We start from the raw sequence: 12,657 nt of genomic DNA, 5'->3' as shown, positions 1-12,657 counted from the left end.
AATCGAGGAAGCCTGCCCCGTGCGAAGGTCCACTATGCGAGCGGGTCCGGTGCCGCCGCGACACCGTACTCGGCGAGCTTCGCCTTTCCGCCGTCCGGTGCGGTGAGGACCAGGGGGCCCTCTTCGGTGAGCGCGATCGAGTGTTCCCAGTGGGAGGACCAGGTGCCGTCCGTGGTGATGACCGTCCAGTCGTCCTGCAGGACCTCGGTCTTCGGGGTGCCCAGGGAGACCATCGGCTCGATCGCCAGGCAGAAGCCGGGGACCAGCTTGGGGCCCTTGCCGCGCCGGCGGTCGACGTAGTTCAGCAGGTGCGGGTCCATGTGCATCTCGGTGCCGATGCCGTGGCCGCCGTAGTCCTCGATGATCCCGTAACGGCCGCCGCCGGGCTTCGGCTGGCGGCGGATGTACGTCTCGATGGCCCGGGAGATGTCGACTAGCCGGTTGCCCGGCTTCATGGCCGCGATGCCGGCCCACATCGACTCCTCGGTCACCCGGGAGAGCTCGACCAGCTCCGGGGCGTGACCGGAGCCCACGAACGCCGTGTAGGCGGCGTCGCCGTGCCAGCCGTCGACGATCGCGCCGCAGTCGATGGAGATGATGTCGCCGTCCTTGAGCACGACGTCGTCGGAGGGGATGCCGTGCACGACCACATCGTTGACCGAGGTGCAGATCGTCGCCGGGAAGCCGCCGTAGCCCAGGAAGTTCGACTTGGCGCCGTGCTCGGCGAGGACCTTGCGGGCGACCTCGTCCAGATCCTTGGTGGAGGCGCCGGGGACGGCGGCCTCCCGCGTTGCCGCGTGGATGGCGGCTACGACCAGGCCCGCCGCACGCATCTTGGCGATCTGCTCGGGGGTCTTGATCTGCACCATGGGGGCCTGCGCTCTCCGTCACTCACGTCGGCTGGGTTATCTACACAACAGTACGGCCGCGGCGCCCTGGGGGTCCCCCGGACGCAGTCCGGGGGGGGGAGGGCACCGCGGCCGGAAGAACCGCGATCTACTTGTTCTCGGCCTTCTCGCGCTTCAGCGCTTCCAGCGCCCGCTCCGTGACCTCGTCCACCGGGCCCAGCGACGAGATCGTACGGACCAGGCCCTGCGCCTTGTAGTAGTCGATGATCGGCTCGGTCTGCGTGTGGTAGACCTCGAGCCGCTTGCGGACCGTGTCCTCGGAGTCGTCGTCGCGCTGGTACAGCTCGCCGCCGCAGACGTCACAGACACCCGCCTGCTTCGGCGGGCTGTACGTCTCGTGGAAGACGTGCGAGGAGTCGTTGCGGCAGATGCGCCGGCCGGCGATCCGCTTGACGACCTCGTCCTCGGGGACCTCCAGGTCCAGGACGGCGTCCAGCGTGATGCCCTCGGTCACCAGCAGCTCGTCCAGCGCCTGGGCCTGCGAGACGTTCCGCGGGAAGCCGTCCAGCAGGAAGCCGTTCTCCGCGTCCGGCTGCTCCATCCGGTCCTTGGCCATCGCGATGGTGACCTCGTCGGGGACGAGGTTGCCGGCGTCCATGTAGGACTTCGCGAGCTTCCCCAGCTCGGTCTGCCGGCTGATGTTGGCCCGGAACAGGTCGCCCGTGGAAATGTGCGGGATGGCCAGCTTCTCTGCGAGCCTGACGGCTTGCGTTCCCTTACCGGCACCCGGCGGCCCGACGAGGACGATACGCATCAGCGGAGGAACCCTTCGTAATTGCGCTGCTGGAGCTGGCTCTCGATCTGCTTCACCGTCTCGAGACCGACACCCACGATGATCAGGATGCTGGTCCCGCCGAACGGGAAGTTCTGGCTTGCGTTGAAGCCGACCAACGCCATTGTCGGTACGAGAGCGATCAGACCCAGATACAGCGAACCCGGCCAGGTGATCCGGTTGAGCACGTAGCTGAGGTACTCAGCGGTCGGTCGGCCAGCCCGGATGCCCGGGATGAAGCCACCATACTTCTTCATGTTGTCGGCGACTTCCTCGGGGTTGAAGGAGATCGCCACGTAGAAGAACGCGAAGAAAACGATGAGCAAGAAGTACAAAGTGATGTAAAGCGGGTGGTCGCCCTTGGTCAGGTTCTGCTCGACCCAGGTCTTCCAGCCCGACTTGCCCCCCGCGAACTGCGCCACGAGTGCCGGGATGTAGAGCAGCGAGGAGGCGAAGATGACGGGAATCACACCCGCCTGGTTCACCTTGAGCGGGATGTACGTGGACGTACCGCCGTAGGAACGCCGGCCGATCATGCGCTTCGCGTACTGCACCGGGATGCGGCGCTGGGCCTGCTCGACGAAGACGACCAGCGCGACCATCACCAGACCGACCAGGATCACCGTGCTGAACTCGATCCAGCCGCCGGCCAGGGTGCCCTGCTTCTTGATGGCCCACAGCGCGGACGGGAAGGTGGCGGCGATCGAGATGAACATCAGGATCGACATGCCGTTGCCGATGCCGCGGTCGGTGATCAGCTCACCGAGCCACATCACGACGGCCGTACCGGCGGTCATGCAGATGACCATCGTGATCGTCGAGAAGATCGCCTGGTCCGGGACGATGCTCGTGGCGACCGAGCAGCCGTTGAACAGCGCGCCGCTGCGGGCGGTGGCGACCAGGCCGGTGCCCTGCAGGATGGCGAGCGCGACGGTCAGGTAGCGGGTGTACTGCGTGATCTTCGCCGTGCCGGCCTGGCCCTCCTTCTTCAGGGCTTCCAGGCGGGGGATGACCACGGTCAGCAGCTGAAGGATGATGCTGGCCGTGATGTACGGCATGATGCCGAGCGCGAAGATCGTGATCTGCAGCAGCGCACCGCCGCTGAACATGTTCACGAGACCGAACAGGCCCTGATTGCCCTGCGCCTCGTTCACACAGGTCTGCACGGCCTTGTAGTTGACACCCGGGATCGGGATGTGGGTACCCACCCGGTACACCACGATGATGCCGAGCGTGAAGAGCAGCTTCTTGCGCAGGTCGGGCGTCCTGAACGCCCGGGCGAACGCGGTGAGCACGGTGCCTCCTGCGACCCCCGCGCAACTGCGTCAAGGGTGACGGTCTTGAGAGTCCGATAAGAACTACGACATAGATAACGGCCAACTGCCGCCCAGGGTGCCCCATGGGAACCACCCAGTGAAAGTAGGCAGTGCAGGCCACCTTACCGGCGAGAGCACCGCCTAGGAACGACCGACCGGGGATACCCCTTTTGTGGAGTATCCCCGGTCGGGATCGTTCACGTCATCGAGGAGTCTGAGGGGCTCAGATCAGCTCGGTGACCGTACCGCCGGCGGCGGTGATCTTCTCCTTGGCGGAGCCGGAGACGGCGTCGACCGTCACCTGCAGCGCCACGGAGATCTCGCCCTGGCCGAGGACCTTGACGAGGCTGTTCTTGCGAACGGCACCCTTGGCCACCAGACCCTCGACCGTGACCTCGCCACCCTCGGGGTAGAGCGCGGCCAGCTTGTCGAGGTTCACGACCTGGTACTCGGTCTTGAACGGGTTCTTGAAGCCCTTGAGCTTCGGGAGACGCATGTGGAGGGGCATCTGCCCACCCTCGAAGCGCTCCGGAACCTGGTAGCGGGCCTTGGTGCCCTTGGTACCACGACCGGCCGTCTTACCCTTCGACGCCTCACCACGACCGACACGGGTCTTGGCGGTCTTGGCGCCCGGGGCGGGACGGAGGTTGTGGATCTTGAGCGGGTTGTTCTCCGCCATGATCAGTCGACCTCCTCGACCGTCACGAGGTGGCGGACGGTGTGCACCATGCCGCGGAACTCGGGGCGGTCCTCCTTGACGACCACGGTGTTGATCCCCTTGAGACCAAGCGACCGCAGGGTGTCACGGTGGTTCTGCTTGCTGCCGATGTACGACTTCGTCTGCGTGATCTTGAGCTGAGCCATTACGCAGCACCAGCCCCGGCACGCGCACGCAGCAGAGCCGCGGGAGCGACGTCCTCGAGGGGCAGACCGCGGCGGGCCGCGATCTCCTCGGGACGCTGCAGGCCCTTCAGGGCCTCCACGGTCGCGTGCACGATGTTGATCGCGTTCGACGAGCCGAGCGACTTCGACAGGATGTCGTGCACGCCCGCGCACTCGAGCACCGCACGCACCGGGCCACCGGCGATAACGCCGGTACCGGGGGACGCGGGCTTGAGCAGGACGACGCCCGCAGCCTTCTCACCCGTGATCGGGTGCGGGATGGTGCCCTGGATACGGGGGACCTTGAAGAAGTGCTTCTTGGCCTCCTCAACACCCTTGGCGATGGCGGCCGGCACCTCCTTGGCCTTGCCGTAACCGACACCCACGGTGCCGTCACCGTCGCCCACCACGACCAGCGCGGTGAAGCTGAAGCGACGACCACCCTTCACAACCTTGGCGACGCGGTTGATCGCGACAACGCGCTCAACGTACGCGGTCTTCTCGGCGGCAGCTGCGCCGCCGTCACGGCCCTTCCGGTCCCGCCGCTCGCCGCCACCGGCACCGCCACCGCGGCGCTGGGGTCCAGCCATTGGAATTACCTCTCTCTGTCTCCGCTAGCTACGGAACCGACTCAGAACTTGAGTCCGGCCTCGCGGGCGGCGTCCGCCAGGGCGGCGATGCGCCCGGCGTACTGGTTACCACCACGGTCGAATACGACGGCCTCGACACCGGCGGCCTTGGCACGCTCGGCGACCAGGGCGCCGACCTGCTTGGCCTGCGCGGACTTGTCGCCCTCGCCACCGCGGATCGAGGTGTCCAGGGTGGACGCCGACGCAAGGGTGTGACCCTTGAGGTCGTCGATCACCTGGGCCACGATGTGGCGGTTGGAGCGGGTCACCACCAGGCGGGGACGCTCCGCCGTACCCGCGATCCGCTTGCGGATCCGGATGTGACGGCGCTTGATCGCGGCGCGCTTGTAGGCGTCGCCCTTCAGGATCTTCTGTCCGTATGCCATGGCTTACTTACCCGCCTTTCCGACCTTGCGGCGGATGACTTCGCCCTCGTACTTGACGCCCTTGGCCTTGTACGGGTCAGGCTTGCGCAGCTTGCGGATGTTGGCCGCAACCTCGCCGACCTTCTGCTTGTCGATGCCCTCGACCGAGAAACGCGTGGGCGCCTCGACCTTGAAGGTGATGCCCTCGGGGGCCTCGACCACGATCGGGTGGCTGTAGCCGAGCGCGAACTCGAGGTTCGCACCCTTGGCGGTCACGCGGTAACCGACACCACTGATCTCGAGCTTCTTCACGTAACCCTGGGTCACGCCGGTGATCATGTTCGCCACCAGCGTGCGGGACAGGCCGTGCAGGGCCTTGTTCTGACGCTCGTCGTTGGGGCGGGTGACGTTCAGGACGCCGTCCTCACCCTTGACGATCTCGATCGGTGCCACGACGGTGTGGGTCAGCTCGCCCTTGGGGCCCTTGACCTTGACCGTACGGCCGTCGATGGTGACGTCCACGCCGGCGGGAACCGCGATGGGGAGCTTGCCGATGCGCGACATAGCTGTTTCCTCCGTTCCCTTCTGCTACCAGACGTAGGCGAGGACTTCCCCACCCACGCCCTTCTTGCCGGCCTGCTTGTCGGTCAGGAGCCCGTGCGACGTGGAGATGATCGCCACGCCGAGGCCACCCAGCACCTTGGGCAGGTTGGTGGACTTCGCGTACACCCGGAGACCGGGCTTGGAGATCCGCTTGATCCCCGCGATGGAGCGCTCACGGTTGGGGCCGAACTTCAGCTCCAGGACGAGGTTCTTGCCGACCTCGGCGTCCTCGACCTTCCAGCCCGTGATGAAGCCCTCCTGCTGGAGGATCTCCGCGATGTGCGACTTGATCTTCGATGCCGGCATCGTCACGGAGTCGTGGTATGCCGAGTTCGCGTTCCGCAGACGCGTAAGCATGTCTGCGATCGGATCAGTCATGGTCATGAATTGGCCTTCGGCCTCTCTCGCCGGGGTTTCCTGGTGCGCCATCCCTCTCCCCGATCCGAGACGGGACGGGTGCGGCGCGGTGGACCTACGGCGTAGTAAGTCGTACGGGCGGCAGACGCCCAACCCCACAAGCCTAAGGCATGCGGAGGTGGGCCCCTGCCGACCCAGATGCTTACCGAGAGCTTCAGGAATCCCTAAAGCAGGGATTACCAGGAGCTCTTGGTCACGCCCGGCAGCTCGCCACGGTGAGCCATCTCACGAAGGCACACGCGGCACAGGCCGAACTTGCGGTACACGGAGTGGGGACGGCCGCAGCGCTGGCAGCGCGTGTAACCACGCACGCCGAACTTGGGCTTGCGAGCAGCCTTCGCGATGAGAGCCTTCTTCGCCATCTCGCTCACGCCTCCTTGAAGGGGAAGCCGAGGTGACGAAGGAGCGCGCGGCCCTCAGCGTCGTTGGTCGCCGTGGTGACCACGGTGATGTCCATACCCCGGACACGGTCGATCTTGTCCTGGTCGATCTCGTGGAACATGACCTGCTCCGTGAGACCGAAGGTGTAGTTGCCACGGCCGTCGAACTGCTTGGGGGACAGGCCGCGGAAGTCGCGGATGCGCGGCAGCGCGAGCGACAGGGTGCGGTCCAGGAACTCCCACATGCGGTCGCCACGGAGCGTGACGTGGGCACCGATCGGCTGACCCTCGCGCAGCTTGAACTGCGCGATGGACTTGCGGGCCTTGGTGACGGCCGGCTTCTGACCGGTGATCGTGGTGAGGTCGCGGATGGCGCCCTCGATCAGCTTGGAGTCGCGGGCGGCGTCGCCCACACCCATGTTGACCACGATCTTGACGAGGCCGGGAATCTGCATGACGTTCTCGTACTTGAACTCGTCACGCAGCTTGCCCGCGATCTCCTCGCGGTACTTCTGCTTCAGACGCGGAGTCGTGGTGGTAGCCATCAGATGTCCTCACCCGTCCGCTTGGCAACGCGGATCTTGTTGCCCTCGTCGTCGAAGCGGTAACCGACGCGCGTGACGACCTTGTTGCCGTCCTTCTCCACGACCAGCTGAACGTTGGACACGTGGATCGGGGCCTCGGTGGTCACGATGCCGCCGGCCTGGGAACCGCTGGCGGTCGGGCCGGCCTTGGTGTGCTTCTTGACCCGGTTGACACCCTCGACCAGGACACGCTCCTCGCGCGGGTAAGCGGCAATGACCTTGCCCTGCTTGCCCTTGTCCTTACCGGTGATGACCTGGACCAGGTCGCCCTTCTTGATCTTCATGCTTACAGCACCTCCGGAGCCAGCGAGATGATCTTCATGAACTTCTTCTCGCGCAGCTCACGCCCGACCGGGCCGAAGATGCGGGTGCCGCGAGGGTCGCCGTCGTTCTTCAGAATGACGGCGGCGTTCTCGTCGAAGCGGATGTACGAGCCGTCCGGACGGCGGCGCTCCTTGACGGTGCGAACGATGACCGCCTTGACGACGTCACCCTTCTTCACGTTGCCACCGGGGATCGCGTCCTTGACGGTGGCGACGATGACGTCACCGATGCCCGCGTAGCGGCGACCGGAGCCACCGAGCACACGGATGCAAAGGATTTCCTTCGCACCAGTGTTGTCGGCGACACGCAGTCGCGACTCCTGCTGGATCACGTCTATCTCCTGATCGTCTGCCGGTTCCCCGGGGGCCGCTTCTCAGCGGCCCCCGGAGCCTGGCGGAACTGACCTGCGGGATTTGCCCCGCAGGAAATTACTTGGCCTTCTCGAGGATCTCGACGACGCGCCAGCGCTTCGTCGCGGACAGCGGACGCGTCTCCATGAGGAGGACGCGGTCGCCGACGCCTGCGGCGTTCTGCTCGTCGTGGGCCTTGAGCTTGTTCGTACGACGGATGACCTTGCCGTACAGCGCGTGCTTGACGCGGTCCTCGACGGCGACGACGACGGTCTTGTCCATCTTGTCGCTGACGACGAGACCCTCACGGGTCTTGCGGAAGCCGCGGGCCTCTGCAGTCTGCTCAGTCACGTTGCTCTCACTCATCAGGCGCTCTCCACCGTCTCGATGCCCAGCTCGCGCTCACGCATCAGGGTGTAGATCCGCGCGATGTCCTTACGGACGGCCTTCAGCCGACCGTGGTTCTCGAGCTGACCCGTCGCCGCCTGGAAGCGGAGGTTGAACAGCTCTTCCTTGGCCTCGCGGAGCTTGTTCAGAAGCTCCTCGTTGCCCAGCTCGCGCAGCTCGGACGCCTTGGTACCGGCCGACATCACGCTTCACCTGCCTCGCGCTTGACGATCCGGCACTTCATCGGCAGCTTGTGGGCCGCACGAGTCAGCGCCTCACGGGCGATCTTCTCGTTGGGGTACGACAGCTCGAACATCACACGTCCGGGCTTGACGTTCGCGATCCACCACTCCGGCGAACCCTTACCGGAACCCATGCGGGTCTCGGCAGGCTTCTTGGTGAGGGGACGGTCCGGGTAGATGTTGATCCAGACCTTGCCGCCACGCTTGATGTGGCGGGTCATCGCGATACGGGCCGCCTCGATCTGGCGGTTCGTGACGTAGGCCGGGGTCAGCGCCTGGATGCCGTACTCGCCGAACGCAACCTGCGTCCCACCCTTGGACATACCGTTGCGCTTCGGGTGGTGCTGCTTGCGGTGCTTGACCCTACGGGGGATCAGCATTTCGGTCAGGCCTCCGTTCCGGTGCTCTCAGCCGGAGCGGACGCGGGAGCCTCGGCCTTGGGGGCCTCGGCGCCGGCAGCCTGCTGCGGCTTGCGACCGCGCCGCTCGCCACCACGGCCACCACGGGCCGGGCGGTCGGCACCGCCACGGGCCGGGCGGTTACCCGCACGGGCCGCAGCGTTCTCGGCGCGGACCTCGGCGATGTTCTTCACGTCGCCCTTGTAGATCCAGACCTTCACACCGATGCGGCCGAAGGTCGTCTTGGCCTCGAAGAAGCCGTAGTCCACGTTCGCACGGAGCGTGTGCAGGGGCACACGGCCCTCGCGGTAGAACTCCGAGCGGGACATCTCGGCGCCGCCGAGGCGGCCACCGCACTGGATCTTGATGCCCTTGGCGCCGGCCTTCATCGCCGACTGCATGCTCTTGCGCATGGCACGGCGGAAGGAGACGCGGGAGGAGAGCTGCTCGGCGACGGCCTGGGCAACCAGCTGAGCGTCGGTCTCGGGGTTCTTGACCTCGAGGATGTTCAGCTGGACCTGCTTGCCCGTGAGCTTCTCGAGGTCACCGCGGATGCGGTCGGCCTCGGCGCCACGGCGGCCGATGACGATGCCCGGACGAGCGGTGTGGATGTCCACACGCACACGGTCACGGGTGCGCTCGATCTCCACCTTCGAGATGCCGGCGCGCTCCATGCCGGACGTCATCATCCGACGGATGGCGACGTCTTCCTTGACGTAGTCCTTGTACAGCTTGTCGGCGTACCACCGGGACTTGAAGTCCGTGGTGACACCGAGCCGGAACCCATGCGGGTTAACCTTCTGGCCCATTACCGGGTTCCTTCCTTGCTGCTGACGACCACGGTGATGTGGCTGGTCCGCTTGCGGATCCGGTAGGCACGGCCCTGGGCACGCGGCCGGAACCGCTTCAGGGTCGGGCCCTCGTCGACGTAGGCCTCGGAGATGTAGAGGCTGTCGGCGTCGGTGTGGTCGTAGTTGTGCGCGGCGTTGGCGATGGCGCTGTCGAGCACCTTGCCGACCGGCACGGAGGCGGCCTGCGGAGCGAATCGCAGGACGGCCTGGGCCTCCGTGGCGTCCATGCCACGGATGAGGTCCACCACGCGGCGGGCCTTCATGGGCGTGACGCGGATGTACCGCGCCTGGGCCCTGGCTTCCATGGTTGTCCCTTCAGTTTCTTACGTGTCTGAATGCGATCCGCTACTAGCGGCGCTTCGACTTCCGGTCGTCCTTGACGTGGCCCCGGAAGGTGCGGGTCGGCGAGAACTCGCCGAGCTTGTGGCCGACCATCGACTCGGTGACGAACACCGGGATGTGGGTCTTGCCGTTGTGCACCGCGATCGTGTGACCGAGCATGGCCGGGACGATCATCGAGCGACGGGACCAGGTCTTGATGACGTTCTTGGTACCGGCTTCGTTCTGGACATCCACCTTCTTGATCAGGTGGTCGTCGACGAAGGGTCCCTTCTTCAAGCTACGAGGCATCTCAACCCGTCCTTAGCGCTTCTTGTTCGTCTTGCGGCGGCGGACGATGTACTTGTTCGACGCCTTCTTGGGCGAACGAGTACGGCCTTCCTTCTTGCCCCACGGGGACACAGGGTGGCGACCACCGGAGGTCCGGCCCTCACCACCACCGTGCGGGTGGTCAACCGGGTTCATGACCACACCACGGACGGTCGGGCGAACGCCCAGCCACCGCTTACGGCCGGCCTTGCCCCAGTTGATGTTGCTCTGCTCGGCGTTGCCGACCTCGCCGATGGTGGCGCGGCAGCGGACGTCGACCAGGCGGATCTCACCGGACGGCATGCGGAGGTGGGCCATCGAGCCCTCCTTCGCGAGCAGCTGCACGGAGGCACCGGCGGAGCGGGCGAACTTGGCACCGCCACCGGGACGGAGCTCGATCGCGTGGATCGTGGTACCGACCGGGATGTTGCGGAGGGCCAGGTTGTTGCCCGGCTTGATGTCGGCCCCGGGACCGTTCTCGACGCGGTCACCCTGCTGCAGGTTGCGCGGGGCGAGGATGTAGCGCTTCTCGCCGTCGGCGTAGTGCAGCAGCGCGATGCGCGCGGTGCGGTTGGGGTCGTACTCGATGTGCGCGACCTTCGCCGGCACGCCGTCCTTGTCGTGACGACGGAAGTCGATCACGCGGTAGGCGCGCTTGTGTCCGCCACCCTGGTGGCGAACGGTCACACGACCGGCGTTGTTACGGCCGCCCTTGCTGTGCAGGGGGCGGACCAGCGACTTCTCCGGCGTGGACCGCGTGACCTCGACGAAGTCGGCGACGCTGGCGCCACGACGGCCCGGCGTAGTCGGCTTGTACTTGCGGATTCCCATTTCTCAGTCCTCGTCCGATATCGGACGATCCGACCCGCTTACGCGGTCGGACCGCCGAAGATGTCGATACGGTCGCCCTCGGCGAGGGTCACGATCGCCCGCTTGCTGCCGGCACGCTGACCGAAGCCGGTCTTCGTGCGCTTGCGCTTGCCCTGGCGGTTGATCGTGTTGACCCCGGTGACCTTGACCGAGAAGACCGCCTGGACGGCCTGCTTGATCTGGGTCTTGTTGGCGCCCGGGGCGACGACGAACGTGTACTTGTTCTCGTCGAGGAGCGCGTAGCTCTTCTCCGAGACGACCGGCTTGAGCAGCACGTCACGGGGGTCCGTGAAGGACTTGCTCAGCGGGGTCTCGACGGTGTTCTTGCCCTCGGTGGCGTGGCGCTTCGCCTTGGCGACGCGCGCGGCCTTGGCGGCCTTGGCGGCCTTCGAGGCGATGCTCGGGTGACGCGTAGCCATCAGGCGTCGCTCCCTTCGGTGTCAGTGGCCTTCGGGCCGGACACGAAGGACTCGAAAGCGGCCTGGGTGAAGACCACGTCGTCCGAGACGAGAACGTCGTACGTGTTCAGCTGGCCCGGCTCCAGGATGTGGACCTGGGGCAGGTTGCGGGCGGACAGCCACGCGGCCTCGTCGGAGCGGTCGACGACCAGGAGCAGGTTCTTGCGCTCGCTGATCTTGCCGAACAGGCTCTTCGCGGCCTTCGTGGACGGGTTGCCGCCCTCGACCACGCCGGAGACGACGTGGATGCGGTTGTGACGCGCCCGGTCGGTGAGGGCGTGGCGCAGGGCCGCGGCCTTCATCTTCTTCGGGGTGCGCTGCGAGTAGTCACGCGGCACGGGACCGTGCACGACGCCACCACCGGCGAACTGCGGCGCGCGGGTCGAACCCTGACGGGCGCGACCGGTGCCCTTCTGGCGGTACGGCTTCTTGCCACCGCCGCGGACCTCGCCACGCGTCTTGGTCTTGTGGGTGCCCTGGCGGGCAGCGGCCAGCTGCGCGACGACGACCTGGTGGATCAGCGGGATGCTGATCTTTTCCACGTCGAAGATCTCCGCGGGGAGCTCGACGGAACCGGCCTTGTCGCCCGCCGGCGAAAGGATGTCAACAGTGCTCATCGGTTACCTCAGGCCCCCTTGGCCGCGGTGCGGACCAGGACGAGGCCGCCGTTCGGACCGGGAACCGCGCCCTTGATGAGCAGCAGACCCTTCTCCGCGTCAACGGCGTGGACGGTCAGGTTCTGGGTGGTGACCCGCTCGTTGCCCATGCGACCCGCCATGCGGAGGCCCTTGAACACGCGGCCCGGGGTGGCGCAGCCACCGATGGAACCGGGCGAGCGGTGCTTGCGCTGGGTGCCGTGTCCGGCGCCGAGGCCCTTGAAGTTGTGACGCTTCATGACACCGGCGAAGCCCTTGCCCTTGCTCTTGCCGGTCACGTCGACCTTGATGCCGGCCTCGAACACCTCGGCGGTGATCTCCTGGCCGAGGGTGTACTCGCTGGCGTCAGCGGTACGGATCTCGACGAGGTGGCGGCGGGGAGTGACGTCGGCCTTGGCGAAGTGGCCCTTGAGGGGCTTGTTCACCTTGCGCGGGTCGATCTCGCCGAACGCGATCTGGACGGACTCGTAGCCGTCGACATCGTTCGTGCGGACCTGGGTGACGACATTGGGGCCGGCCTTGACGACGGTGACCGGAACAACACGGTTGTTCTCGTCCCACACCTGCGTCATGCCGAGCTTCTCGCCCAGGATGCCCTTGATCTGCTTAGCCATCTT

23 protein-coding genes are annotated in these 12,657 nt (G+C 66.3%); all 23 read right to left on the bottom strand.

The window, feature by feature from the left end; all coding sequences use genetic code 11:
- Nucleotides 1-32: 32 nt before the first annotated feature.
- Entirely contained in the window at nucleotides 33-869 is an 837-nt protein-coding gene (map, locus tag AC07C1_RS12440) for a type I methionyl aminopeptidase (RefSeq protein ID WP_478938639.1), read from the bottom strand.
- A 127-nt stretch (nucleotides 870-996) separates the two neighbouring features.
- A complete protein-coding gene (locus AC07C1_RS12435; protein WP_478938638.1) occupies nucleotides 997-1,662 on the bottom strand; it encodes an adenylate kinase in 666 nt (221 codons plus the stop codon).
- Nucleotides 1,662-2,975 (bottom strand): preprotein translocase subunit SecY, encoded by a 1,314-nt coding sequence (gene secY, locus AC07C1_RS12430; protein ID WP_478938637.1) that lies wholly within the window; start codon nucleotides 2,973-2,975, stop codon nucleotides 1,662-1,664. Before secY ends, AC07C1_RS12435 begins: the two co-directional genes overlap by 1 nt.
- Nucleotides 2,976-3,219: 244 nt before the next feature.
- Nucleotides 3,220-3,675, bottom strand: a complete 456-nt coding sequence (rplO, locus tag AC07C1_RS12425; RefSeq protein ID WP_478938636.1) for a 50S ribosomal protein L15 — start codon at nucleotides 3,673-3,675, stop codon at nucleotides 3,220-3,222.
- A 2-nt stretch (nucleotides 3,676-3,677) separates the two neighbouring features.
- Nucleotides 3,678-3,860 carry a 50S ribosomal protein L30 gene (rpmD, locus tag AC07C1_RS12420; RefSeq protein ID WP_095748087.1) on the bottom strand — a complete coding sequence of 61 codons (183 nt, stop codon included), beginning with the start codon at nucleotides 3,858-3,860 and terminating at the stop codon, nucleotides 3,678-3,680.
- Entirely contained in the window at nucleotides 3,860-4,468 is a 609-nt protein-coding gene (rpsE, locus tag AC07C1_RS12415; RefSeq protein WP_013001409.1) for a 30S ribosomal protein S5, read from the bottom strand. The genes rpmD and rpsE overlap by 1 nt, the downstream gene beginning before the upstream one ends.
- 41 nt (nucleotides 4,469-4,509) lie before the next feature.
- Nucleotides 4,510-4,893, bottom strand: coding sequence for a 50S ribosomal protein L18 (gene rplR / locus AC07C1_RS12410; protein WP_030174556.1), 384 nt, complete (start codon nucleotides 4,891-4,893; stop codon nucleotides 4,510-4,512).
- Nucleotides 4,894-4,896: 3 nt separating this feature from the next.
- A complete protein-coding gene (rplF, locus tag AC07C1_RS12405) occupies nucleotides 4,897-5,436 on the bottom strand; it encodes a 50S ribosomal protein L6 (RefSeq protein ID WP_201816815.1) in 540 nt (179 codons plus the stop codon).
- A gap of 24 nt (nucleotides 5,437-5,460) precedes the next feature.
- The gene (gene rpsH, locus AC07C1_RS12400) at nucleotides 5,461-5,859 is read right to left on the bottom strand and encodes a 30S ribosomal protein S8 (RefSeq protein ID WP_007384075.1); all 399 of its coding nucleotides are present in this window, start codon (nucleotides 5,857-5,859) and stop codon (nucleotides 5,461-5,463) included.
- 209 nt (nucleotides 5,860-6,068) lie between these two features.
- Nucleotides 6,069-6,254, bottom strand: a complete 186-nt coding sequence (locus AC07C1_RS12395; RefSeq protein WP_003948630.1) for a type Z 30S ribosomal protein S14 — start codon at nucleotides 6,252-6,254, stop codon at nucleotides 6,069-6,071.
- 5 nt (nucleotides 6,255-6,259) lie between these two features.
- Nucleotides 6,260-6,817 carry a 50S ribosomal protein L5 gene (gene rplE / locus AC07C1_RS12390; RefSeq protein ID WP_016434630.1) on the bottom strand — a complete coding sequence of 186 codons (558 nt, stop codon included), beginning with the start codon at nucleotides 6,815-6,817 and terminating at the stop codon, nucleotides 6,260-6,262.
- Nucleotides 6,817-7,140: a 50S ribosomal protein L24 gene (gene rplX, locus AC07C1_RS12385; RefSeq protein ID WP_030930498.1), complete on the bottom strand. Its 324-nt coding sequence runs from the start codon at nucleotides 7,138-7,140 to the stop codon at nucleotides 6,817-6,819. The genes rplE and rplX overlap by 1 nt, the downstream gene beginning before the upstream one ends.
- Before the next feature lie 2 nt (nucleotides 7,141-7,142).
- Nucleotides 7,143-7,511, bottom strand: a complete 369-nt coding sequence (gene rplN, locus AC07C1_RS12380; RefSeq protein WP_003998823.1) for a 50S ribosomal protein L14 — start codon at nucleotides 7,509-7,511, stop codon at nucleotides 7,143-7,145.
- Between the two features lie 97 nt (nucleotides 7,512-7,608).
- Nucleotides 7,609-7,896, bottom strand: a complete 288-nt coding sequence (rpsQ, locus tag AC07C1_RS12375) for a 30S ribosomal protein S17 (protein ID WP_003992363.1) — start codon at nucleotides 7,894-7,896, stop codon at nucleotides 7,609-7,611.
- A complete protein-coding gene (rpmC, locus tag AC07C1_RS12370) occupies nucleotides 7,896-8,120 on the bottom strand; it encodes a 50S ribosomal protein L29 (protein ID WP_010036720.1) in 225 nt (74 codons plus the stop codon). The genes rpsQ and rpmC overlap by 1 nt, the downstream gene beginning before the upstream one ends.
- Nucleotides 8,120-8,539 carry a 50S ribosomal protein L16 gene (rplP, locus tag AC07C1_RS12365; protein ID WP_009190136.1) on the bottom strand — a complete coding sequence of 140 codons (420 nt, stop codon included), beginning with the start codon at nucleotides 8,537-8,539 and terminating at the stop codon, nucleotides 8,120-8,122. The genes rpmC and rplP overlap by 1 nt, the downstream gene beginning before the upstream one ends.
- 5 nt (nucleotides 8,540-8,544) lie before the next feature.
- Entirely contained in the window at nucleotides 8,545-9,366 is an 822-nt protein-coding gene (gene rpsC / locus AC07C1_RS12360; protein ID WP_003998826.1) for a 30S ribosomal protein S3, read from the bottom strand.
- Nucleotides 9,366-9,713: a 50S ribosomal protein L22 gene (gene rplV, locus AC07C1_RS12355; protein ID WP_019329637.1), complete on the bottom strand. Its 348-nt coding sequence runs from the start codon at nucleotides 9,711-9,713 to the stop codon at nucleotides 9,366-9,368. Before rplV ends, rpsC begins: the two co-directional genes overlap by 1 nt.
- A gap of 43 nt (nucleotides 9,714-9,756) precedes the next feature.
- The gene (rpsS, locus tag AC07C1_RS12350; protein ID WP_003948639.1) at nucleotides 9,757-10,038 is read right to left on the bottom strand and encodes a 30S ribosomal protein S19; all 282 of its coding nucleotides are present in this window, start codon (nucleotides 10,036-10,038) and stop codon (nucleotides 9,757-9,759) included.
- A gap of 12 nt (nucleotides 10,039-10,050) precedes the next feature.
- On the bottom strand, nucleotides 10,051-10,887 hold the full coding sequence (gene rplB / locus AC07C1_RS12345; protein ID WP_031167077.1) for a 50S ribosomal protein L2: 837 nt from the start codon (nucleotides 10,885-10,887) through the stop codon (nucleotides 10,051-10,053).
- 38 nt (nucleotides 10,888-10,925) lie between these two features.
- Nucleotides 10,926-11,345 (bottom strand): 50S ribosomal protein L23, encoded by a 420-nt coding sequence (gene rplW / locus AC07C1_RS12340; RefSeq protein ID WP_478938635.1) that lies wholly within the window; start codon nucleotides 11,343-11,345, stop codon nucleotides 10,926-10,928.
- Nucleotides 11,345-12,001, bottom strand: coding sequence for a 50S ribosomal protein L4 (rplD, locus tag AC07C1_RS12335; protein WP_478938634.1), 657 nt, complete (start codon nucleotides 11,999-12,001; stop codon nucleotides 11,345-11,347). The genes rplW and rplD overlap by 1 nt, the downstream gene beginning before the upstream one ends.
- An 8-nt stretch (nucleotides 12,002-12,009) precedes the next feature.
- The gene (gene rplC, locus AC07C1_RS12330; RefSeq protein WP_020135811.1) at nucleotides 12,010-12,654 is read right to left on the bottom strand and encodes a 50S ribosomal protein L3; all 645 of its coding nucleotides are present in this window, start codon (nucleotides 12,652-12,654) and stop codon (nucleotides 12,010-12,012) included.
- Nucleotides 12,655-12,657: the final 3 nt, after the last annotated feature.

The organism is Streptomyces sp. NPDC045022, assembly GCF_056432605.1.
This window is presented reverse-complemented; position numbering and strand designations above follow the sequence as displayed.